We start from the raw sequence: 20,802 nt of genomic DNA, 5'->3' as shown, positions 1-20,802 counted from the left end.
GGCCGCTCAGCCCGTCCGGTGCCCCCACTTCGGTTCCACGAGATCCCACTCCCGCCCCCACCGGGCGATCCGCCGCCGATCCAGCCGCCACCGGGCGACGGCTCCCGCACCGAGCACGACCCCGGCGGTGGCGCCGGCGGCACCGGCACCGAGGACCCCGGCCTCCAGGCCCGCCTCCGCGGCGTCCGGTGGTTCGGCGACCAGCCGGCCCCGGCCGTCCTGCCAGACCACGACCCGGCTGCCGGCCGGCAGGCCCGCCTCGACCAGGGTCGGGCCGGTGCGGGCCGAGCCGTCGGGCGCCGTCCACCGCACCGAGCCCATCACGTCGGGCGCGGTGCTCTTCGGCGCGTCGGTGACGAGCACGGCCCGCACGGCCCGGCGTTCGGCCCGCTGCTGAGCGAACACCTGGTCGGCGGCCTGGGCGGTCACGGCGCCGGCGACGGTGCCGCCGACCGCGACACCCGCGTACACGGCGAGGACGATCCAGGCCTCGACGAGGTCGTCGTGCCGCCGTAGCGGGTTGTTCCGCCACCGCCACAGCCGTCTGCTCGTGCTGGCGCCCTGCATCGGACCGTACCTCCTCGTCGTCGTGGTGACGTCTGCGAAGGCGGCGGACGGGACGGGCGAGCCGTCAGCGGGCGTCGGACAGCGCCCGGGGGAGCGGCGGCCCGGACACCCCGCGGACCAGCTCGAAGGTGCCGTCCAGCCCCGTGCGGCGCAGCAGCCGCAGGAAGCCGTCGTCCGGCGTGATCAGGCGCAGCCGGCCCTGCCGCGACCGGATCCGGTTCCGGGCCCGGCACAGCACGCCGAGCCCGGCGCAGTCGATGAACGAGACGGCACGCAGATCCACCACCAGATCGGGCTTCGGGCCGGACGTCAGGGCGTCCAGGGCCGTGCGCAGCGCCAGCACCGCGAGGACGTCTATCTCGCCGTGCAGGGTCACCACCGTCGTCCCGTCGGCGCTGTGCGTCGTGTGGTACGCCGTGGACCTGGTGTGGTTGTCCGCCATAGGCCCAGACAAGCCGAGGCGGCGGGTCTCCGGAAGGGCCGTTCGGCCCCTTCGTCCCGGTACCGGCGGGCCCGAACGTCCTCCGCCCGCTCCGGTGGGGCCCGTCCGGCGGGCACCGGGGGCCGGTCGGCCCAAGCGAGGCCCACGGGGCGGGGACACGATGGACCCACCGGACGACCAAGGACGGTGAGCGTGTCATGAAGGCCTTCGTCTTCCACGGCCCCGGGCAGTCCGCCTGGGAGGAAGTCTCCGATCCCGCGATCAAGGAGCCCACCGACGCCGTGGTGCGCGTCGCCGCCGTCACGATCTGCGGGACGGACCTGCACATCCTCAAGGGCGACGTCCCCGAGGTGCCGCCCGGCACGGTCCTCGGGCACGAGGCCGTCGGCGAGGTCGTGGAGACCGGCAGCGACGTACGGAGCGTCCGGCCGGGCGACCGGGTGCTGGTCTCCTGCATCACCTCCTGCGGCCGCTGCCGCTTCTGCCGGGAGCAGCGGTACGGCCAGTGCCGGGGCGGCGGAGGCTGGATCCTCGGCCACCTGATCGACGGCACCCAGGCCGAGTACGTCCGGGTCCCGCACGCCGACCTGTCCGTGCACAAGCTGCCCGGCACGCTCGCGGACCAGGACGCCGTACTCCTCGCGGACATCTTCCCGACCGCCTACGAGGTCGGCGTGCTCAACGGGCGGGTGCGCCCCGGCGACACCGTCGCCGTCGTCGGCGCGGGTCCGGTCGGGCTCGCGGCCGTCGCCACGGCCCGGCTGTTCTCGCCCGAGCGGATCATCGCCGTGGACCTGGTCCCGGCCCGGCTGGAGGCCGCCCACCGGTTCGGCGCGGACGCCGTGGCCGACGTCCACGAGGCCCCCGCCCAGCTGGTGGCCGACCTGACCGACGGACTCGGCGCGGACGTGGTGATCGAGGCCGTCGGCGTACCCGAGAGCTTCGAGCTGTGCACCCGCATGGTGCGGCCCGGCGGCCGCGTCGCCAACATCGGCGTGCACGGCAGGCCGGTCACGCTGCACCTCGAAGACCTGTGGAGCAAGAACATCACCCTCACCACCGGCCTGGTCGACACCCACTCGACACCGGCCCTGCTGCGGATGGCCGCCGCCGGCCGGCTCCCGACCGCGCGGCTGGTCACCCACACCTTCCCGCTGAGCCGGACGGAGGAGGCGTACGACGTCTTCGCCCGGGCCGGCGAGAGCGCCGCGCTCAAGGTCGTGCTCGGCGGGAAACAGCACGAACTCGCCGTTCCCGCGGCCTGACGAGAGGACGTGACCGGTCATGGCCGAACAGGTACGGCCGCACACGGTGGAGAAGCCGCCCCTGGGGGACCTGGGCCGCCGGCTGGCCGCCCGCCGGACGGAACTCGGCCTCACCCGCAAGGAGACCGCCGTCCGGGCCGGCATCGCCCCCGGCTATCTGGAGTACCTGGAGGAGAACCCGCTCGCCGCACCCGGCACGGGCGCCCTGCTCCGGCTGGCCGAGGTGCTGCACACCACGCTGTCCCATCTCACCGGCGGCGACACCGAGTCCCCGCCGGGGACCGCACGGGCCAGGCTCCGTCCGGAGTTCGTGGAACTGGACCCCGTCCGGTGCACCGCCCTGCTCGGCACGCACGGGGTGGGCCGGCTCGGGGTGGCCACGGCCACCGGACCGGTGATCGTGCCGGTCAACTACAGCGTCGTGGACGGCGCGATCGTCTTCCGCACCGCTCCCGGCACGACCCCGGCGCGGGCCGCGGGCTGCCGGGTGGCCTTCGAGACCGACCGCATCGACGACGCGTTCAGCGAGGGTTGGAGCGTCCTGGTCCGTGGCCGCGCCCACCTCGTGACCGACCCGGACGACATCCGCCGGCTCGCGGCACGGACGTACAGCGCCCCCTGGGCAGGGGGCCGGCGCGAGCTGTGGATGCGCGTCGTCCCCGGCGTCGTCACCGGACGCCGGATCAGGACCTGACACCCGGTGACGGAACGCTCCCGGTACCGCAGCAGGAGGCGGCCCCATGTACGCCAATGACGGATTCCGCGAACTCGACCGGCAGGAGTGCCTGAGCCTGCTCGCCACGGTGCCCGTGGGCCGGATCGTCTTCACCCGTCAGGCGCTGCCCGCCGTACTGCCGGTCAACTTCGGCCTGGACGGCGACGGCGCGGTACTGCTGCGGACGTCGGCGGCCTCGGAGCTGGTGCGCGCCGTCGACGGCTCGGTGGTCGCCTTCGAGGGCGACGCGGTCGACGCCGCCGCGCGGTCCGGCTGGAGCGTCGTCGTCACCGGCCCCGCGACCGTGGTGAGCGACCTCGCCGAGCACCGCCGGCTGGTCCGCACCGGCCCGCGTTCCTGGGTGCCCGCGCCCCACGAGGTCTTCGTGCGCATCCGGCCCGAACTGGTCACCGGACGCGAACTGGTCGGCGGGCGCACCCTGTACGGGGTGGACCTGACGGCCCTGACCTCCGGCGGGCCCCGGTCGGCGTGACCGCTCAGCCCTCGTCGGCGACCAGGGCGATCCCGGTCACCAGGTCGGGGTGGATGCGGACCGCGTGTTCCATGGTCCGGTCCAGCCAGGGCCGCAACAGCGTCTCGTAGCGGGCGAGTTCGCGCGGGTCCGTCACCAGACGGGCGTAACCGGTCACGACCACGCTCCAGCCCAGGTGGGTGTCCGGGTCGATGACGTCCGCCTCGTAGGCGACCACGACCCCGGCGCCGTCCGCCTGCCGGGCGCGGGAGGTCAGCGCGGCACCCTCGTGGGTGCGGATGACGATGTCGCCGTCGACCAGCACATGGTTGACCGGCCGGACGGCGGGCAGGGCCTGCCGGGTGAAGACGATCCGCCCCAGGGACACCGACCCCAGCAGCCGCATCGCCTCCACGCCGTCGAGCTCGACGCTCCGGCGCGCACCTGGCGCCGGAGCGGTCGCGCTGTCGTCGTGGGCCATGGCGGGCTTCCGTCGGTGAGCCGCGCCGGAAGGCGCGGGCGGGGTGCGTCCGGGTGTGTCGGAGTGGCGGGGATCCGGTGCCACGGGGGGCGGTACGGGCGGAGCGACACCGCGGGGGATCGGTGCCGCTCCTGGGTCGACTCTCTCCCGGACGACGCCCCGGCGCAGGTGCCGTTGGTCCCGCGTCCGGGGCCGACCGGCCCTACGCGCGGACCGGTGCCCCGCCGTCCGGACGGCCGCCCTCCGCCACCGCCCGGACGTGCCCGGTTGGCCGATCCGGGTGCCCGCCCCCGCTGCCGCCCACTACCGTGTCAGGTGACCGGACCTGCCGGTACGCGCGGGTCGACAGGATCTGGAGGACAGGACCGGTGGAAAGCTCCGAGGAAGCCCGGATACGGCTGCCTCAGCTCAGGCTCGACGAACTGCTGGACGAGCTGCAGGCCCGGCTGGACGCGGCCCGCGGCACCCGGGACCGGGTGCACAGCCTGCTGGAGGCGGTCCTCTCCGTCGGCCGGGAGCTGGACCTGGAGCAGGCGCTGCACAGCATCGTGGAGGCGGCGGCGCTGCTGGTCGACGCCGAGTACGCCGCGCTGGGGGTCATCGGGCCCGACGGCAAGCGGCTGTCCGCCTTCCACACGGTCGGCGTCAGCGAGAAGCAGATCGCCCGCATCGGCCCCTACCCGGAGGGCCACGGCATCCTCGGCGAACTGATCCGCAACCCCGAGCCGCTGCGCCTCGCGAAGATCTCCGAGCACCGGGCCTCGTACGGCTTCCCGCCGAACCACCCGCCGATGAACACCTTCCTCGGCGTCCCCATCAGGGTCCGCGACCAGGTCTTCGGCAACCTGTACCTGACCGAGAAGCGGGGCGGGGCCCAGTTCGACGAGGAGGACGCGTCGGTGACGTCGACGCTGGCCGTGGCGGCCGGCGTGGCCATCGACAACGCCCGGCTGTACGAGGAGTCACGGCTGCGCGAGCGCTGGCTGCGGGCCAACGCGGAGATCACCCACAGCCTGATGTCCGGCGGCGACTCCGGCGAGGCCCTGGCCCTGATCGCCGAGCAGGCGCGGGGCATCACGGGCTCGGCGCTCGCCGCCGTGGCCATCCCCGTGGAGGGGGCCGGTTCGCTCAGCGTGGAGATCGCCGTCGGCATGCACGCGGAGGACCACCGGGGACTGGTGCTGCCCCTGGACAAGACCCTCATGGGCCTCGCCTTCGCCGACGGTGCCCCGGTCACCAGCGAGGACGTCGGCCACGACGACCGGGTCACCCCCGAGCCGCCCCGGTTCCAGGGGCTCGGCCCCGCCGTGGCCATTCCCATCGGCACCGGCGACAGCGGCGTACGGGGTGTGCTCCTGCTGGCGCGGGAGTGCGGCGGCCCGGTCTTCACTTCCGCCGAGACGGAGACGATGCGGGGCTTCGCGGCCCAGGCGGCGATCGCCCTGGAACTGGCCCAGCGCCGCCGCGACGCCGAGGAGATCGCGGTGCTCCAGGACCGCGACCGGATCGCCCGGGACCTGCACGACCTGGCCATCCAGCGGCTCTTCGCCACCGGGATGACCCTGCAGAGCGCCGGCCGCTTCATCGAGCACACCGAGGCGTCCGAGCGGGTGCTGCGGGCCGTGGACGACCTCGACGAGACCATCAAGATCATCAGGTCGACGATCTTCGGGCTGCGCGCCCGCGACGACGGCGCCGGGACCGGTCTGCGGGCCCGCGCGGTCCGGGTCGCCGGGGAGGCGGCACCGGTGCTCGGCTTCGCCCCGAGCGTCCGCATGGAGGGCCTGCTCGACACCGACGTGCCCAAGGAGGTCGCCGACCATGTCGTCGCCGTCCTCGCCGAGGCCCTCACCAACATCGCCCGGCACGCCCGCTCCCACCGCGCCGAGGTCGTCCTGTCGACCGACGGCCGCGACCTGCTGCTGACGGTCCGGGACGACGGCGTGGGCATCCCGCCCGACGGCCGCCGCAGCGGTCTGCGCAACATGGCGGAGCGGGCGGCGGAACTTGGTGGCAGCCTGGAATGGGACTGCCCCGACGGAGGCGGTACGACGCTGGTGTGGCGGGTGCCGGTCGCGAACCCGTAGGAGTTCCCGCCGACGGGGGACGACCGACGCGGGGACGACCGGACCGCCCCCGGGGCCGCTCGGCCCATGCACCCGCACCGTCGGCCGGCCGAGGCTGAAGGCGTCACCGCACGGCACCGACCCCAGGAGGCCGCCATGATCGGCACCCCGTCCGTGGTGGGCGACGTGATGACCCGCACGGTCGTCGCCCTGCAGCGAGGAGCGGCGTTCAAGGACATCGTGAAGGCGATGCGGGGCCGCGGGGTGGGCGCCCTGCCCGTCCTGGACGACGACGGACACGTCATGGGCGTCGTCTCGGAGGCGGACCTGCTGCGCAAGGAGGAGCTCCGGGACGGCGCCTCCGGCGAGTACACCGAGCAGCTGCGGTCCGGCGACCTCACCAGGGCGGCCGCGGCGACCGCCGGGGAGCTGATGAACACCCCCGCCGTCACCGCCCGGGCCGACGCCACGCTCCCGCAGGCCGCGCGCACGATGGCGCAGCACGGGGTTAAGCGGCTGCCGGTGGTCGACGCCCAGGGTGTGCTCGTCGGCATCGTGAGCCGTTCCGATCTGCTCAAGGTGTTCCTGCGGGACGACGAGCAGATCGCCGAGGAGATCCGCCGCGACGTCCTCCCGCACCTGTTCGCCGCCGAGGCCGAACCGGTCCGGGTGCGGGTCCGCGACGGCGTCGTGACCCTGACCGGCCGGGTCACGGACACCGCGCTGGTGCCGGTCGCCGTCGGCTGGGTGCGGGGCGTCGAAGGCGTCGTCGACGTGGACTGCGCACTGGCCGGACCCCGCCGCCGTCCCGACCTCGACCCGGATTTCCCGGACACCGAGGGGAGTCCGAGCCCGCCGACCGCACAGGCAGGCACCGGGCCATGAGGCGGGACGACAGGCGCGGGCCGGCCGTGCGGTACGTGCGCTGGTGGCGCTGGCGGCGCAATCCGCTACGGCGGCACAGCGACGTCGTGGAGGGCTGGGTCGTGCTCGCGCTGTGGGTCCTCACCCTGGTCGGCGGTGCGCTCGCCGGCTGGGCCGCCGCCGCGGGCGTGGACCGGACGATCGCCGACCGGTGGGCCGGCGTCCACATGGTCTCCGCCGAGCTGACCGAGAGCGCCGCCCACGGCACGCCCGTCACCGCGGGCTACGACATCGGCAGGACCTGGGTCACGGTCCGCTGGACCGCCGCCGACGGCTCCGTGCACACCGGCCGGGCCAAGGCCCTCCCCACGGCGGCCGCGGGCAGCCATGTCCGGGTCTGGGCCAACCGCGGCGAGGCGCTCGTCGCCGCACCACCGGGCAAGGCGGAATCGGCCTTCGAGGCGGTCGTGGCCGGCACCCTCGCGGCCCAGCTCACCGTGACCGTCGGCTACGGCACCGGCCGCTTGATCCGCCACCGACTCCTCGACCGGCGCCTCGCCGAATGGGACACCGAGTGGCGCCGCGTCGGCCCCCAGTGGCGCAACCTCAGCGGCGGCAGGGGCTGAGCAAGGCCGCCGCCCGCCGGGTCAGTTCATGTCGCTGCGTACGGAGACCGGGGCGAGGTGGCAGCGGACGCCGACCACGCCCTCCACGGCCCGGGCCAGGCGTGCGGCGACCGGGGCCAGATCCGTGCTGTCGATCCAGCCGGTCAGGGTGACGACCCCCTCGTCGACATCGACCCTGATGTGGTCGGCGGAGAGCGGGAACAGCCGGTCGACGACCTCCCGGCGCACCTCCTCGGTCAGTTCCGCGTCCTCGCGCAGGAACACCTTCAGGAGGTCCGCGCGGCTGACGATGCCCTTCAGCAGGCCCACTCCGTCCACGACCGGCAGCCGCTTGACCCGGCGCCGGGCCATGATGCGCGCGGCCTCGGCCAGGGTGGCGTCGGCGTGCACGGTCACCGCGGGCGCGCTCATCAGCTCCCCGGCGGTCACCCCGCCGGCCTTGGCGAGGTCGGCCAGCCGCTCCCGCTGCACGAACCGGTCCGGGTCGCTGTCGCGGAACTCCTCCTTCGGCAGCAGATCGGCCTCGGACACGACACCGATCACCCTGCCCTCGCCCTCCAGCACGGGCAGGGCGCTCACCTTCCACCGGTCCAGCAGCGCGACGACGTCCTTGAACGAGGCGTCGCGGCCGACGGCGACGGGGCTGTGGGTCATCACATCGCTGACGGTGTGCGGGCTGCCGCGCATGACTGCCTCCTCGGATCTCCCCGTCTCCCAGCGTGGAACCGCTGCGGACCGGACACCAGGGCCGCCCGGACCCCCTGAGGGGCTCTTCGGCCCGCGCACACCGGCGAGGCCGGGCGCACGAGGGCGGGAAGGACGCCATCCACTTCTCGCGGATCCTGATTGCGCGGTGCGCGACCGCCGCCGGCCGCTTCCCCGCGTCCTGTGCGGGCCCTTCCCGTCCCCTCCAGCACACCACGGGACGGCCCGCACCACCAGTGCCGGGGCTCTCCGGCGGAGCCTTCCGTTCCGGGCGCCCGCCCGGTGTCCGTCATGCCGCCGGCCGTACTCCTCTGGCGGAGCGGCCTACCGTCGCGCAGCGTGGAGGTGGGGGCTGGCCGAACGCCGGAGGAGAGGTGGAAGGCATGGACAGTGAGGTCCCCGAGGCGCGCGTCGTGGTCGGCGTCGACGGATCGCCGTCCTCGTACGCGGCCCTGCGCTGGGCCCTGCGCTACGCCGGCCTGGTCGGCGGTGTCGTGGAGGCGGTCGCGGTGTGGGAACTGCCGGGCCTGTACGGCTGGTCGGGGCCCGCCGTGGACATGGACGTCGACGCGGAGGAGGCCCGCGACCGGATGCGCCAGGAACTGACCGACGTGCTCGGCCCCGACGAGGCCGCCTCGGTCCGCTCCCACCTGGTGCACGGCAACGCCTCCGACGTCCTGCTGCGGGCCGCGGAGGGCGCCGAGGCCCTGGTCGTCGGCAGCCGGGGCCGGGGCGGGTTCGCCCGTGCCCTGCTCGGCTCCGTCAGCCAGCATGTGTCCCAGCACGCCACCTGCCCGGTCGTGATCGTGCGCGCGGACCAGAAGCCGGCGGACCAGAAGTGAGACGGGGCGGCCACCGGCGAGGGGCCGCCCGCCGTCGCGGTAGGCTGCGCCACCCGTACGAGGGTGGGGTGGCATGGACGTCCTGGGGATCGACGCCTGCGGCAAGCTCGGCTGGGTCGGGATCCGGCTCACGGACGGGGCGTACGCGGGCAGCCTGGTCGACGTCCGGCTCGACGCGCTGATCGCACGCGCCGCGACGGCCCGGGTCGTCGCGGTGGACATGCCGCTCGGGCTGGTCGAGAACGGCTGGCGCGCCGCCGACCTCGCCGCCAAGGCCCTGCTCGGCGAGCGCCGCAACAGCGTCTTCCTCATTGCCCCCGAACCGGCCTGGCGGGAGCGGGACTACCCGGCGGCCGCCGACCGCTGCCAGGAGCTGACCGGCAACCGGCTCAGCCGGCAGGCCTGGGCGCTGGCCCCCAAGCTGCTGGAGGCCCGCGCGTGCTGGGCGGCCGACGACCGCGTCCACGAGGTCCACCCCGAGGTGTCCTTCCACGCCCTGGCCGGCGGGGTACCGCCGACCCACGCCAAGAAGACCTGGCGCGGCCAGCACCTGCGGCGCTCCCTGCTGGCCGAGGCCGGCATCGTCCTCCCGGACACGCTCGGCGAGGCCGACCGGGTGCCCCCGGACGACGTACTCGACGCCGCCGTCGCGGCCTGGTCGGCCCACCGGATCGCCCGGGGAACCGCAGGCCGCATCCCCGAGACACCCCAACTCGTCCCGGAGGGCCGCCCGGCCGAGATCCGCTTCTGACCGACGCCGGGCAGCACCGGCTGCTTCCCGGCGGGCGCGGGTGGTCTCGGGTGGGCTGTGGCGGGCGCGGGTGCTGCCGGGCGGGCCCGGGCAGGGCTAGGTAGTGCTGGGTGGTGCTGGGTGGGCCTGGGTGGGGCCGGTCGGGCTCGGGTGGGGCCGGTCGGGCCCGGGTGGGGCCGGGCGGGCTCGGGTGGGGGCAGGTGGTGCCGGGCGGGCTTGAGTGGGGCTGGGTGGTGCCGGGTGGCACCAGAAGGCGACGGGAGGCTTCGGCAGGTTCTGGGAGACGCGGGGAGGCGCCGGGAGACGGTGGCGCACCGGCGGGCCCCGGGGCCTTGGACCTCGGTGGCTCGTCGGGTGGTGTAGCGGGCTACACCACGGGTCCGGGAGGGTGCTCCCTCGTGGCCGAGCAGGGGCGACGGGATCGTGGACGGCAGAGATCCCCGGGGCGGACCAGCCCCTCGTCCCCGCCCCACGTCCTAAGGATTGCCCGATGGCCGCCAAGTCGCCGCTCGCCACCGTCAAGTCGTTCTTCGCCGATCTGCTGCTCTGGTCCTTCTTCGTCGTGGGCCTGGCCGCCGCCATGGGCGGGGCCGGTGCCGTGCTCGACGGCACGGCGAAGACGGCGGCGACCTTCGCCGGGATCGCCGTCTCGCTGCTGACCGGCACCCGTATCGCGAAGAAGCCGAAGATCAAGGCGTTCCTGTCGACCCGTCCGGTGCTGTGGTTCCTGTTCCTCTTCAACGGCGGTGTGGCCGCGGTCGCCTACTTCACCATGGACGGCGCGAAGGGCATCGCCACCGCCGCCGGGATGGGCCTGGTGGCCCTCGGCGCGGCGGGCGGCCTGGTGTCGGGCCGCCGCGGGTCCGGCGCCGACCGGAACCGGGACGAATCGACCGGAACCTCGGCCACCGGCTGGTAGGCCACGCCCCCCCCGCGTACCGGGGCAGCCCCGCTCGTCCCGCCATCGGGCCCGGATCCGTCCCTGGATCCGGGCCCTTGCCGTACCGGTCCCGCCGCCGTGGTGGTGGAGCGGGCTACACCACGCGTCCGGGAGAGTGCTCCCTCGTCGCCCGCGCCGCCCCGCGAAAGGGTGGAACACGGAGCGCCGGACGGCCCCGCCCCGGTACCCGCTCCCCTCGCCCTTTCCCGATGTCCCGTTGTGGAGGCCTCTCCGTCATGGCAACTGTCCTTTATCACCTGGGCCGTACGGCCTTCCGGTGGCGGTGGTTCGTCACCCTGCTGTGGGTGGCGGTCCTGGGTGCCGTCGGCTTCGCCGCGTCGAAGGCGCCCGCGGCCGCCGACGAGGGCTTCACGATGCCGGGGATCGAGTCCCAGAAGGCGTTCGACCTGCTGGAGCAGCGCTTCCCGGGCACGGCGGCCGACGGGGCGAGCGCGCGGATCGTGTTCATCGCCCCGAGCGGTGAGAAGGTCACCGCCGCCGGCCACCGCAAGGCCGTCGAGAGACTCGTCGACGAGGCCGCCGACGGTTCCCAGGTGGCCACCGCGGTCGATCCCTTCCGGGCGAAGGCGGTCAGCGAGGACGGCAGGACCGCGTACGCGACGGTCTCCTTCACGGCGAAGGCCGACGACCTGACCGACGCCAGCAAGCAGCACCTCGAACGGGCCGTCGACCAGGCCAGGAACGCGGGGCTGACCGTCGAGGTCGGCGGCGACGCCCTGGCGACGCAGCCCGCCGCGGGCGGCAGCGCCGAGGCGATCGGCATCGCGGTCGCCGCGCTCGTCCTGCTGGTCACGTTCGGCTCGCTGGCCGCCGCCGGACTGCCCCTGATCGCGGCGATCATCGGCGTCGCCGCCAGCATGACCGGCATCATGGCCCTGTCCGAGACCTTCGGCCTGTCCGAGAACACCGGCACCCTCGCCACCATGCTCGGCCTGGCCTGCGGCATCGACTACGCCCTGTTCGTCGTCTCCCGCTACCGCGAGGAGCGCGCCAGGGGCCACGCGCCCAGGGACGCCGTGGGCCTGGCCGTCGGAACGGCGGGCTCCGCGGTCGTCTTCGCCGGTCTCACCGTCGTCATCGCGCTGGCCGGGCTCTCGGTGGTCGGCATCCCGATGCTCACGAAGATGGGCCTGGCCGCCGCCGGCGCGGTGCTCGTCTCCGTGCTGATCTGCCTGACCCTGGTCCCGGCGATCCTCGGTTTCTGGCCGAACGCGGTGCTCTCGCGCGGCGCCCGCCGCAACTCCCGGCGCCACCGCCGGAAGCTGGCGAGGACCGAGAACGGCGGCTCCCGGTGGGCCAAGGCCGTCGTCCGCCTGCCCCTGCCCGTCCTGCTGCTCGGCGTGGTCGGGCTGGGCGCGGTCGCCACCCCCGTACTCGACCTCCAGCTCGGCATGCCGGGCGACGAGGCCAAGCCCACCTCCACCACCGAGCGACGGGCCTACGACGCGCTCGCCGAGGGCTTCGGACCCGGCTTCAACGGGCCCCTGACCATCGTCGTCGACGCCAGGGAGGCCGGGAGCGCCAAGTCGGCCGTGTCCGTGGTCGCCAAGGACATCGCCGCCACCGAGGGTGTCGTCTCCGTGTCGCCGGCCCGTTTCAACAAGGCGGGGGACACCGCGGTGTTCTCCGCGACCCCGTCCACCAGCCCGACCGACGAGCGGACCAAGGACCTGGTCAAGACCATCCGCGGGGAACGGTCCGGCATCGAGAAGGACGCCGGGGTGTCCTTCGAGGTGACCGGGAAGACCGCGCTGGACATCGACGTCGCGCAGAAGGTGCAGGACTCGCTGATCCCGTACCTCGCGGTGGTGGTGAGCCTGGCGATCGTGCTCCTGCTGCTGGTGTTCCGCTCCCTGCTCGTCCCGCTCAAGGCCGCCTTCGGCTTCCTGCTCTCCGTCCTCGCGGCCCTCGGCGCCGTCGTCGCGGTCTTCCAGCAGGGGCACGGCGCCGAACTGCTGGGCGTGGACTCCACCGGCCCGATCATGAGCATGATGCCGATCTTCCTGGTGGGCATCGTCTTCGGACTGGCCATGGACTACGAGGTGTTCCTGGTCTCGCGGATGCGTGAGGCGTACGTCCACGGCGAGGCGCCCCGGCAGGCCGTCGTCTCCGGCTTCCGGCACAGCGCCCGGGTGGTCGTGGCCGCCGCGCTGATCATGATGGCGGTGTTCTCCGGGTTCATCGGAGCCGGCGAGTCGATGATCAAGATGATCGGCTTCGGGCTCGCGATCGCGGTCCTCTTCGACGCCTTCGTGGTGCGGATGGCGATCGTCCCGGCCGTCCTCGCGCTGCTCGGCCACAGGGCCTGGTACCTGCCGAAGTGGCTGGCCCGGCTGCTGCCCGACATCGACGTCGAGGGCGAGAAGCTGAGCCGCAAGGTGCCCGCGCCGACCGCCTCGACCGGCCCGGCGCCCGAGGAGCCGCGGACGGCGGAGCCCGCCGCGACGCACTGAGACGCGGGAAGGGCCACCCCCGGCCGGGGGTGGCCCTTCCCGCTGCGCGCGTCCTACGTCCCGCTCACTCCTGCGGCGCGTGCGCCAGATAGGCGAGGACCGCCAGCACCCGGCGGTGGCCGCTGTCGCTCGGCGGCAGGTTGAGCTTGAGGAACACGTTGCCGATGTGCTTGTGGACCGCGCGCTCGGTGACGACGAGGGTCCTGGCGATGGTCGCATTGTCGTGACCCTCGGCCATCAGCCCCAGCACCTCGCGCTCGCGGGGCGTGAGCGAGTCGAGCGGGGAGTCCTTGCGGCGGGTGAGGAGTTCGGTGACCACCTCGGGGTCCAGCGCGGTACCGCCGGCGGCCACCCGCTCCAGCGCGTCGAGGAACTCGTCGACCCGCCCGACCCGGTCCTTGAGCAGATACCCGATCCCGCTGGTCCCGCCGCCCAGCAGCTCACTGGCGTACGACTCCTCGACGTACTGCGAGAGCACCAGCACCGGCAGCCCGGGGATCCGCTCCCGGGCCTCCAGCGCCGCCCGCAGCCCCTCGTCGCGGAAGCCCGGGGGCATCCGCACGTCGAGCACGGCCACGTCCGGGCGGTGCTCCAGGAGCGCGGGCATGATCTCGGGCCCGCTGCCCGCGACGGCCACGACGTCGTGCCCGGACGAGGTCAGCAGCAGGACCAGTCCCTCCCGCAGGAGGGCGTTGTCCTCGGCGATCACCACACGCACGGCAACTCCACTTCGATCACGGTCGGCCCCCCGACCGGGCTGGACACTTCCATCGTTCCGTCGAGCGCGGCGACCCGCCGCCGCATCCCCAGCAGCCCGGAGCCGCCGGTCTCGTCCGCACCGCCGCGGCCCTCGTCCCGCACCCGCACCCGCAGGCCGCGGCGCACCCGCACGAGCCGGACCTCGGCCCGCGACACCCCGCTGTACTTGACGACGTTGGTGAGCGACTCCGCCACCGCGAAGTAGGCGGCCGCCTCCACCGCCGCGGGCGCCCGCACCCCCTCGTCGAGACCGCCGTCGTCCACGGCGACCTCCAGTCCGCTGCCCGCCGCCAGCGCCCGGACCGCGCCGGCCAGGCCGCGGTCGCTCAGGATCGGCGGATGGATGCCGCGCACCACCTGCCGCAGCTCCGTCAGTGCCTTCTCGGCCTGTTCCTGGGCCTCGTCGAGGAGCCGCAGCCCGGTCTCGCGATCCCCGCCGTAGGCGCGCCGGGCGAGTCCGATGCGCATGGACAGCGCCACCAGTTGTGCCTGCGCCCCGTCGTGCAGGTCCCGTTCGATCCGGCGCAGTTCGGCCTCGTGCGCGGCGATCGCGTCGGCGCGGGTCGCGGCCAGTTCCTGCACCCGGGCCGTGAGCTGTGCCTGCGGGGACGGCTTGAGCAGCGCGGTCGACCAGTCGGCCTCCAGGTCCGCGAGCCGCACGATCAGCGGCAGGACGACGGCCTCACGGCGCAGCAGCCCGCACCACACGCCGTCGACGACCAGCCCCACCGGCCACAGCGGCACGGCGAGGGCGAGCAGCGCGCCGTAGAACCAGTACGCGACCATCCAGCGCGCGTCGGTCCGGGTGCCGGGGTCGCGTACGGCGGTCACCACCCGCTCGCGCACCGTCCCGGTCAGCGGCCGGTACACCTCGGGGATCTTCACCCCGGTCCAGGTGGCGGTCAGACTCCGCTTGGCGCCCGCGATCCGCCGGATCAGCAGCACCGTCTCGGGCAGCAGCCAGACACCGACGACCGCCAGTGTGCCGATCGCGGTGATCAGCAGGACGGTGACGAAGATCCACATTCCGAATGCCATCGCGGCGGCCAGAACGAGGTGGACCGTGGCCCACCCGGCACGCCGCACCGTTTTCCACATGCAGGGAAGCTAAACGTTTTGCTTGAGTCACGCAAGTTTTGTTAGGGTCGAGGGATGCCGTGTCGCCGGGAGAGGGGCTGGTCGTGCGAGCGAACCTCACGGAGCGGCCGGCGCCGCCGCGCACCGGTGGCCGGGACGTCCTGATCGTCGCCCAGGACACCGCCGAGACCGATCTGCTGACCACCACCCTGGGCCTCGCCGGCTACCGCGTCACGGGCACGGCGGCAACCGGCGCCGAGGGGATCGACCGGCTCACGCGGAGCCCGTTCGACCTGGTGGTGTGGGACGCCACGCTGCCCGACCTGAGGGACGTCGCCCGGGGCCGGCGGATCGCGCCCGAGGAACGCCCGCCGCTGCTCTACCTGATCACCTGCGAGTACCTCCACACCCTCCTTCCGGTCCTCGGGCGGGGCCGGGACGACTACGTCACCAGGCCCGTCCGCACCACCGAGGTCCTGGCCCGCGCCCAGCTGCTGCTGCGGGGCCCGCACCCGTCCGGCCACCGGGGCACGGCCGAGTACGCCGACCTGGTCCTGGACGACGCCACCTGCCAGGCCAGCCGCGGAACCCGCCCGCTGGGCCTGACCCCCGCCGAGTACCGGCTGCTGCGCCACCTGCTGGCCAACGCCGGACGCGTGCTGTCGAAGGAACAGATCAGCCGCTGCGTCTGGGGCGAGTTCCGGGCGAGCGAGGCCATCGAGAAGCTCGTCTCCCGGCTGCGGCACAAGGTGGACCGAGAGGAGCCCGCGCTGATCCACACCCGCCGGGGCTTCGGCTACTGGCTCGGGCACGCCCGGGGCTGAGCCCGGCGGCACTGCTCCTGCTGTCTGTGACGACCGTCACGTCCGGGAAATGTCGGGAAGTCGTCCGGGAGGTGTCGGACCGGCTCGCTGTCATGCGGGTACGGCGACCGTCCGGTTCCCGCTCCTCCCGCGTCCCGTGCGGCCGCCGGGGAGGTGCCCGCGGGGACCCGGTCGCCGCCACCGCACACCACTTCGGCGAGGAGCAGCACATGACGACCGTAGGAATAGTCACCGGGGCCGGGCGCGGCATGGGAGAGGCGTGCGCGCGGCGGCTCGCCGGCACCGTGGACGTGCTGCTGCTCGTCGACCGGGACGCGGCGAGCGCCGAGGCGGTCGCGGCGAGCCTCGACGACCCGGCCGGGCACTCCCGGGCCGAGGCGTTCGCCCTCGACATCACCGACCGCGAGGGCCTGGCCCGGCTCGCCGCACGGGTCGCCGAACTCGGCACGCTGCGCGCCGTCGCCCACGCCGCCGGCATCTCGCCCACCATGGCCGACTGGCGCCGCATCTTCGAGGTCGACCTCGTCGGCACCGCCCTGCTCGCCGAGGCACTGCGCCCGCTCGCCACCGAGGGCACCGCGCACGTCTACTTCTCCTCGATGTCCCCCCTGCTCGCCGGCGTCGACAACCCGGATCCGGTCGTCGGCGCGATCCTGGACGAGCCGCTGCGCGAGGACTTCCTCGACCGCGTCCGCGAGGCCGTCGGACCGGAACTCGAACAGTCCACCCTGGCCTACCCGTGGGCCAAGCACGGCGTCGCCCGGTTCGCCCGCCGGGAGGCCGTACGGCTCGGCCCGGTCGGGGCCCGCGTCTGCTCGCTGGCCCCCGGCATCATCGACACCCCGCAGGGCCGGCAGGAGGCGGCCGAGCAGTCGTCCATGCGCAGACTCGTCGAGGCGACACCGCTCGGCAGGACCGGCCGTTCGGAAGAGGTCGCGGAGGTCGTCGCCTTCATGCTGTCGGACGGGGCGAGCTTCCTGAACGGCGTCGACATCCTCGTCGACGGCGGTGTCCACGCGGCCGTCCGCGACCGCTGACGCATCCCGTCGACGGCTCAGGAGACCATCGCCCTGAGCCGTTCGACGTCGGCCAGCCGCCGGGCCGGGTCCGGGGCCAGCGGGCGGACCTGGAGGGTGGTGACCCCGGCGGCCCGGAAGGCGGCGAGCCGTTCGGCGACGTAGCCGGCGGGGCCGACCAGCGAGGTGGCCCGCAGCAGCGCGTCGGGCACGGCGGCCGCGGCCTCCTCCTTGCGGCCGGACAGGTAGAGGTCCTGGACGGTGGCCGCCGCTGCCCCGAAGCCGTAGCGGTCCGCGAGGTCGTAGTAGAAGTTGTGGCCGCGTGCCCCCATCCCGCCGATGTACAGGGCCAGTTGCGGCCGGGCCAGGTCGATCAGGGCGTCGGCGTCGTCGCCGATGGCCAGGGGCGGCGAGACCACGACGTCGAGCGGCCCGAGCGCGGGGTCCCGCGCCGCCGCTCCGGCGGCCAGCGCGGGACCCCAGACCTCCGCCGCCTTCTCCGGGTGGAAGAACATCGGCATCCAGCCCTCGGCGATCTCGGCGGCCAGCGCCACGTTCTTCGGTCCGATGGCGGCCAGGACGATCGGGACGCGTTCGCGTACCGGGTGGTTGATGAGCTTGAGCGGCAGGCCAAGACCGGTGCCCTCCCCGGGCGGCAGCGGGATCCGGTAGTGCCGGCCCGCGTGCACCACCTTCTCCCGGCGCCACACCGACCGGCAGATCTCCACGATCTCCCGGGTGCGCGCCAGCGGAGCGGTGTACGGCTGCCCGTGGAAACCCTCGATCACCTGCGGCCCGGAGGCGCCGAGGCCCAGGGTGAACCGGCCGTCCGAGACATGGTCCAGGCCCGCGGCGGTCATCGCGGTGAGGGTGGGGGTGCGGGTGTAGATCTGGAGGATCCCGGAGGCGATCTCCAGCCGCTCGGTGCGCGCGGCGATGAAGCCGAGCCGGCTGATCGCGTCGAACGAGTAGGCCTCGGGGACGAACACGATGTCAAGACCGGCCCTCTCGTAGTCGCGCAGCTCGTCGACGGCCTCCTTGAAACCGCCGCTGTAGCTCAGGGGCATACCGATGCGCATACCGACTTCACTCCCTCCCGCACGGCAAATAAAGGGCACTCTATAAGGTGATTGCGTTGGCATGCGATGCCGTCACAGCACTGATGGCCATTAATCGCATACTCTTTTGCGGGTCCTGTCGTGGCCGGGCCCGCACGCCCGTCCTGCTGCCCGCCCGGCTGGTGCGAGGATGTCGGCCGACAGGGACCGTGCCGAGGGAAGGGATCGCGGATGGAGCCGCCACGGGGCGACACGGCGGTCTTCGCGGGAACCGCCCGGTCGGGCCGGCCGCGCGCGACCTCGCGGGCCGCGCTCGAACGGCTCGGCTTCGAGCTGTTCGCCGAACGCGGCTTCGACGACACCACGGTCGACGACATCGCCGCCGCGGCGGGCATCGGCCGGCGCACCTTCTTCCGCTACTTCGCCTCCAAGAACGACCTCGTGTGGGGCGACTTCGAGGAACAGCTGACCCGGCTCGACGCGCTGCTGACGGCGGCCGACCCGGACACCCCGATGATGGACGCGCTGCGCGCGGCGGTCGTCGAGTTCAACCGGTTCGACCCGGCCCAGGTGCCCTGGCACCGGCAGCGCATGGCCCTCATCCTGCGCGTGCCGACGCTCCAGGCGGACTCGGCCGTGCGGTACGCGTCGTGGCGGGACCTCGTCACGGAGTTCGCCGCCCGGCGGCTGGACCGCCCCGCGTCCGCCCTGCTGCCCCGGCTGGTCGGCGGCACCACCCTGGCCGCGTGCGTCACGGCGTACGAGCAGTGGCTGGCGGACGAGAGCGCAGACCTGGGGGAACTGCTGGACCTGGCGGTACGGCAACTCGCGGACGGGTACCGGGACCTGCCCGGGTAGCCGCACCCGCCGCGGGCACCGCTCCTCAGGCCGGGCCGCGCCGCATGGCGTGGGCGACGACCTCCCCGATGAGGACCGCGGTGGCCGCCGGGCCCCTGAGCGGCGGCGTCGGCAGGACGGACGTGTCCGCGACGCGCAGCCCGGCGACACCGTGCACCCGGCCGTGGGCGTCGACGGCGGCCCGGGGATCCCCGGCGGGGCCCATCGGAACCGTGCCGCAGGTGTGGTGCGACGTGCCCAGGTGCCCGAGGATCCACTTGTCGAGCAGCCGGTCGTCGTCCAGCACCTCGGCCACCGGCGCCACGAGCCCCGCGGAGACCGCCGCGAAGTCGTCCGTGGCGGCCAACTCCGCGGTGACCCGGACCGCTTCGCGCATCCGCCGCCGGTCCGCCGCGGTCGACAGGTAGCCGTAGTCGAAGTCCGGGAGTGTCGCGGGATCGGCGGACCGGGTGCGCATCCGGCCCGTCGGCCGCGGGGTCTGGACGGAGACGAGGAACGCCAGCGGAGCGCCGGGCACCGACACCCTGCCGCCGGTCAGGCCGGCCGGCGGGACCAGGGACTGAAGGATCTCCAGGTCGCCCGGATGGGCCCCGTCCGACGAGGACAGGTGCAGCGCGCCGCCCAGCCAGGAACCGGCCGGCTCCGGCAGCGGACGCCGGGGTGCCCACTCCAGCACCACCTGCGGATGGTCGCCGAACCGCGCTCCGACGGCCGGCGCGTCCCTGACCACGGGGATGCCGAGCGCCTCCAGGGAGCGGCGCGGCCCGATGCCCGACAGGTGCAGCAGGTGCGGGGAGCGCAACGCCCCGGCACAGAGCACCACTTCGCCGCCGTACACCGTGGTGCGGTGCCCGTCGCGCTCGACCACCACACCGGTCGCCCGGCCGTGCTCGACGACCACCCTCAGGACCGTACTGCCCCCCGCCACCCGGAGGTTGGGCCGGCCGGCCGCGCCCAGCAGGTAACCGAGGCCCGTGTTCAGGCGCACCCCGTCCACGACGTTGCACGGCACCGGGCCGAAACCCGGCGCGCCCTGGGCGTTCTTGTCCGGCTCCGCCGGGAAGCCCAGCCGCCGGGCGGCCGCCCCGAACGCGGCGGCGGCGGGATGGCCGAGGCCGGTGCGGCGGACCCGCACCGGCCCCCGGTCACCGTGCAGTTCGCTGCCGCCCAGGTCCAGGTCGGTCTCCAGCGCACGCAGGAACGGCAGCATCCGGTCGTAGGACCAGACCGGCCCGGCCGCGGCCGACCAGCGGTCGAAGTCCGCCCGCCGGGCCCGGACGAAGTATCCGCCGTTGACGGTCGTCGAGCCGCCCAGGACACGTCCCCGGACGACCGTGTACGGACGCTCCGGGGCGAGCCGGACCGGGTACGGCTGGACGGCGGGGTGACCGGGCTGCGCGCCGGGCACCAGCCGGGCGTCCAGCAACTCCGGCGCGAACGCCGACGCGCCGGACGGCACCGGGCCGGCCTCCAGCACCAGCACCCTGCGACCGGGATCCTCGCTGAGCCGCGCCGCGAGCACGGCCCCGCTGCCGCCGGCCCCGACCACGATGACGTCCGGGCGCGTCACCGGTGGCCGCCGCGCGCCGGGGAGTGACGGGGCGTCAAGTGCCGTTGCGGTGCGGTCGTCTTCATCCGTGTCCTCTTCGAATGCGTCCTCTTCGAAGCTCCGTGCCTCCGGCGTCTTCACTTTCGGCACCCGGTGTCATTATTCTCCGGATGTCCGATGGGAGCCATGCCCAGGGAGAGTCGCATGAACGAATCACCAGCCACCCCGCCCGTCCCGGACAGCGAGATCCAGGACGGGAGGACCCCCGCCGAGGGCTTGTTGATCGAGGCGGACGAGTTGATCGAGGAGGTCTCCATCGACGGCATGTGCGGCGTCTACTAGGCGCCGCCGGATGACCGCGATGGACCTCGACCGCGCGATGGACCTGGACCGTGCCTGGGACCTGCATCCGCAGGTCTCGGTGCGGCCCGAGCCCTTCGGCGCGCTGCTG

22 protein-coding genes are annotated in these 20,802 nt (G+C 74.2%); 14 read left to right on the top strand and 8 right to left on the bottom strand.

Annotated features, from left to right (window positions below; genetic code table 11):
* Positions 1–6 precede the first annotated feature (6 nt).
* Together ACIPSJ_RS44775 and ACIPSJ_RS44770 are read right to left on the bottom strand one after the other, a co-directional pair.
* Positions 7–567, bottom strand: a complete 561-nt coding sequence (locus ACIPSJ_RS44775; protein ID WP_401354899.1) for a hypothetical protein — start codon at positions 565–567, stop codon at positions 7–9.
* A 64-nt stretch (positions 568–631) separates the two neighbouring features.
* Positions 632–1,009: an STAS domain-containing protein gene (locus ACIPSJ_RS44770; protein WP_359221877.1), complete on the bottom strand. Its 378-nt coding sequence runs from the start codon at positions 1,007–1,009 to the stop codon at positions 632–634.
* A gap of 197 nt (positions 1,010–1,206) precedes the next feature.
* Here ACIPSJ_RS44770 and ACIPSJ_RS44765 point away from each other — a divergent pair, with 197 nt between their 5' ends.
* The 3 genes from ACIPSJ_RS44765 to ACIPSJ_RS44755 are packed head-to-tail and all read left to right on the top strand — an operon-like array spanning position 1,207 to position 3,482.
* Complete coding sequence (locus ACIPSJ_RS44765) at positions 1,207–2,274, top strand: zinc-dependent alcohol dehydrogenase family protein (protein ID WP_401354897.1); 1,068 nt, start codon at positions 1,207–1,209, stop codon at positions 2,272–2,274.
* A 19-nt stretch (positions 2,275–2,293) separates the two neighbouring features.
* Positions 2,294–2,968: a pyridoxamine 5'-phosphate oxidase family protein gene (locus tag ACIPSJ_RS44760; protein WP_359221875.1), complete on the top strand. Its 675-nt coding sequence runs from the start codon at positions 2,294–2,296 to the stop codon at positions 2,966–2,968.
* 46 nt (positions 2,969–3,014) lie between these two features.
* Complete coding sequence (locus ACIPSJ_RS44755; RefSeq protein ID WP_359221874.1) at positions 3,015–3,482, top strand: pyridoxamine 5'-phosphate oxidase family protein; 468 nt, start codon at positions 3,015–3,017, stop codon at positions 3,480–3,482.
* A gap of 4 nt (positions 3,483–3,486) precedes the next feature.
* Here ACIPSJ_RS44755 and ACIPSJ_RS44750 read toward each other — a convergent pair whose 3' ends face one another.
* Positions 3,487–3,942, bottom strand: coding sequence for a pyridoxamine 5'-phosphate oxidase family protein (locus ACIPSJ_RS44750; protein ID WP_359221873.1), 456 nt, complete (start codon positions 3,940–3,942; stop codon positions 3,487–3,489).
* 368 nt (positions 3,943–4,310) lie between these two features.
* Here ACIPSJ_RS44750 and ACIPSJ_RS44745 point away from each other — a divergent pair, with 368 nt between their 5' ends.
* The 3 genes from ACIPSJ_RS44745 to ACIPSJ_RS44735 all read left to right on the top strand — a co-directional run bounded on the left by ACIPSJ_RS44745 (position 4,311) and on the right by ACIPSJ_RS44735 (position 7,498).
* The gene (locus ACIPSJ_RS44745) at positions 4,311–6,029 is read left to right on the top strand and encodes a GAF domain-containing protein (RefSeq protein WP_401354895.1); all 1,719 of its coding nucleotides are present in this window, start codon (positions 4,311–4,313) and stop codon (positions 6,027–6,029) included.
* 135 nt (positions 6,030–6,164) lie between these two features.
* Positions 6,165–6,893 (top strand): CBS domain-containing protein, encoded by a 729-nt coding sequence (locus tag ACIPSJ_RS44740; RefSeq protein ID WP_359221871.1) that lies wholly within the window; start codon positions 6,165–6,167, stop codon positions 6,891–6,893.
* Entirely contained in the window at positions 6,890–7,498 is a 609-nt protein-coding gene (locus ACIPSJ_RS44735; RefSeq protein WP_359221870.1) for a hypothetical protein, read from the top strand. Before ACIPSJ_RS44740 ends, ACIPSJ_RS44735 begins: the two co-directional genes overlap by 4 nt.
* Before the next feature lie 21 nt (positions 7,499–7,519).
* Here the strand turns inward: ACIPSJ_RS44735 and ACIPSJ_RS44730 are convergent, their stop codons facing one another.
* Positions 7,520–8,185, bottom strand: a complete 666-nt coding sequence (locus ACIPSJ_RS44730; RefSeq protein ID WP_401354892.1) for a CBS domain-containing protein — start codon at positions 8,183–8,185, stop codon at positions 7,520–7,522.
* 401 nt (positions 8,186–8,586) lie between these two features.
* Between ACIPSJ_RS44730 and ACIPSJ_RS44725 the strand changes: the two genes are divergently transcribed.
* From ACIPSJ_RS44725 to ACIPSJ_RS44710, 4 genes are all read left to right on the top strand, one after another.
* Positions 8,587–9,045, top strand: a complete 459-nt coding sequence (locus ACIPSJ_RS44725; protein WP_355723119.1) for a universal stress protein — start codon at positions 8,587–8,589, stop codon at positions 9,043–9,045.
* A gap of 73 nt (positions 9,046–9,118) precedes the next feature.
* Positions 9,119–9,796, top strand: a complete 678-nt coding sequence (locus tag ACIPSJ_RS44720) for a DUF429 domain-containing protein (RefSeq protein WP_401354890.1) — start codon at positions 9,119–9,121, stop codon at positions 9,794–9,796.
* Positions 9,797–10,286: 490 nt separating this feature from the next.
* Complete coding sequence (locus ACIPSJ_RS44715) at positions 10,287–10,715, top strand: hypothetical protein (protein ID WP_401354888.1); 429 nt, start codon at positions 10,287–10,289, stop codon at positions 10,713–10,715.
* Positions 10,716–10,972: 257 nt separating this feature from the next.
* Positions 10,973–13,210 (top strand): MMPL family transporter, encoded by a 2,238-nt coding sequence (locus tag ACIPSJ_RS44710; protein WP_401354885.1) that lies wholly within the window; start codon positions 10,973–10,975, stop codon positions 13,208–13,210.
* 64 nt (positions 13,211–13,274) lie between these two features.
* Here the strand turns inward: ACIPSJ_RS44710 and ACIPSJ_RS44705 are convergent, their stop codons facing one another.
* The gene (locus ACIPSJ_RS44705; RefSeq protein WP_359221863.1) at positions 13,275–13,928 is read right to left on the bottom strand and encodes a response regulator transcription factor; all 654 of its coding nucleotides are present in this window, start codon (positions 13,926–13,928) and stop codon (positions 13,275–13,277) included.
* Positions 13,916–15,067, bottom strand: a complete 1,152-nt coding sequence (locus ACIPSJ_RS44700; protein WP_359221862.1) for a histidine kinase — start codon at positions 15,065–15,067, stop codon at positions 13,916–13,918. The genes ACIPSJ_RS44705 and ACIPSJ_RS44700 overlap by 13 nt, the downstream gene beginning before the upstream one ends.
* Positions 15,068–15,150: 83 nt before the next feature.
* On the opposite strand from ACIPSJ_RS44700, the gene ACIPSJ_RS44695 reads away from it, so the two are divergent.
* Positions 15,151–15,870 carry a response regulator transcription factor gene (locus ACIPSJ_RS44695; RefSeq protein ID WP_401354882.1) on the top strand — a complete coding sequence of 240 codons (720 nt, stop codon included), beginning with the start codon at positions 15,151–15,153 and terminating at the stop codon, positions 15,868–15,870.
* Positions 15,871–16,079: 209 nt separating this feature from the next.
* Positions 16,080–16,907, top strand: a complete 828-nt coding sequence (locus ACIPSJ_RS44690) for an SDR family oxidoreductase (RefSeq protein ID WP_401354879.1) — start codon at positions 16,080–16,082, stop codon at positions 16,905–16,907.
* A gap of 17 nt (positions 16,908–16,924) precedes the next feature.
* On the opposite strand, the gene ACIPSJ_RS44685 is transcribed toward ACIPSJ_RS44690, so the two are convergent.
* On the bottom strand, positions 16,925–17,965 hold the full coding sequence (locus ACIPSJ_RS44685; RefSeq protein ID WP_401354876.1) for an LLM class F420-dependent oxidoreductase: 1,041 nt from the start codon (positions 17,963–17,965) through the stop codon (positions 16,925–16,927).
* A gap of 210 nt (positions 17,966–18,175) precedes the next feature.
* Here ACIPSJ_RS44685 and mftR point away from each other — a divergent pair, with 210 nt between their 5' ends.
* Entirely contained in the window at positions 18,176–18,802 is a 627-nt protein-coding gene (gene mftR, locus ACIPSJ_RS44680) for a mycofactocin system transcriptional regulator (protein WP_359221856.1), read from the top strand.
* A gap of 25 nt (positions 18,803–18,827) precedes the next feature.
* Here mftR and mftG read toward each other — a convergent pair whose 3' ends face one another.
* Entirely contained in the window at positions 18,828–20,372 is a 1,545-nt protein-coding gene (gene mftG / locus ACIPSJ_RS44675; protein WP_401354872.1) for a mycofactocin system GMC family oxidoreductase MftG, read from the bottom strand.
* Positions 20,373–20,555: 183 nt separating this feature from the next.
* Here mftG and mftA point away from each other — a divergent pair, with 183 nt between their 5' ends.
* Complete coding sequence (mftA, locus tag ACIPSJ_RS44670) at positions 20,556–20,693, top strand: mycofactocin precursor MftA (protein ID WP_401354869.1); 138 nt, start codon at positions 20,556–20,558, stop codon at positions 20,691–20,693.
* The last annotated feature ends 109 nt before the right edge of the window (positions 20,694–20,802 follow it).

Origin of the sequence: Streptomyces sp. NPDC090088, assembly GCF_044747345.1 — a bacterium.
Taxonomy (GTDB): domain Bacteria; phylum Actinomycetota; class Actinomycetes; order Streptomycetales; family Streptomycetaceae; genus Streptomyces.
The sequence above is the reverse complement of the archived record's forward strand: the minus strand, read 5'-3'. Positions and strand labels throughout refer to the sequence as shown.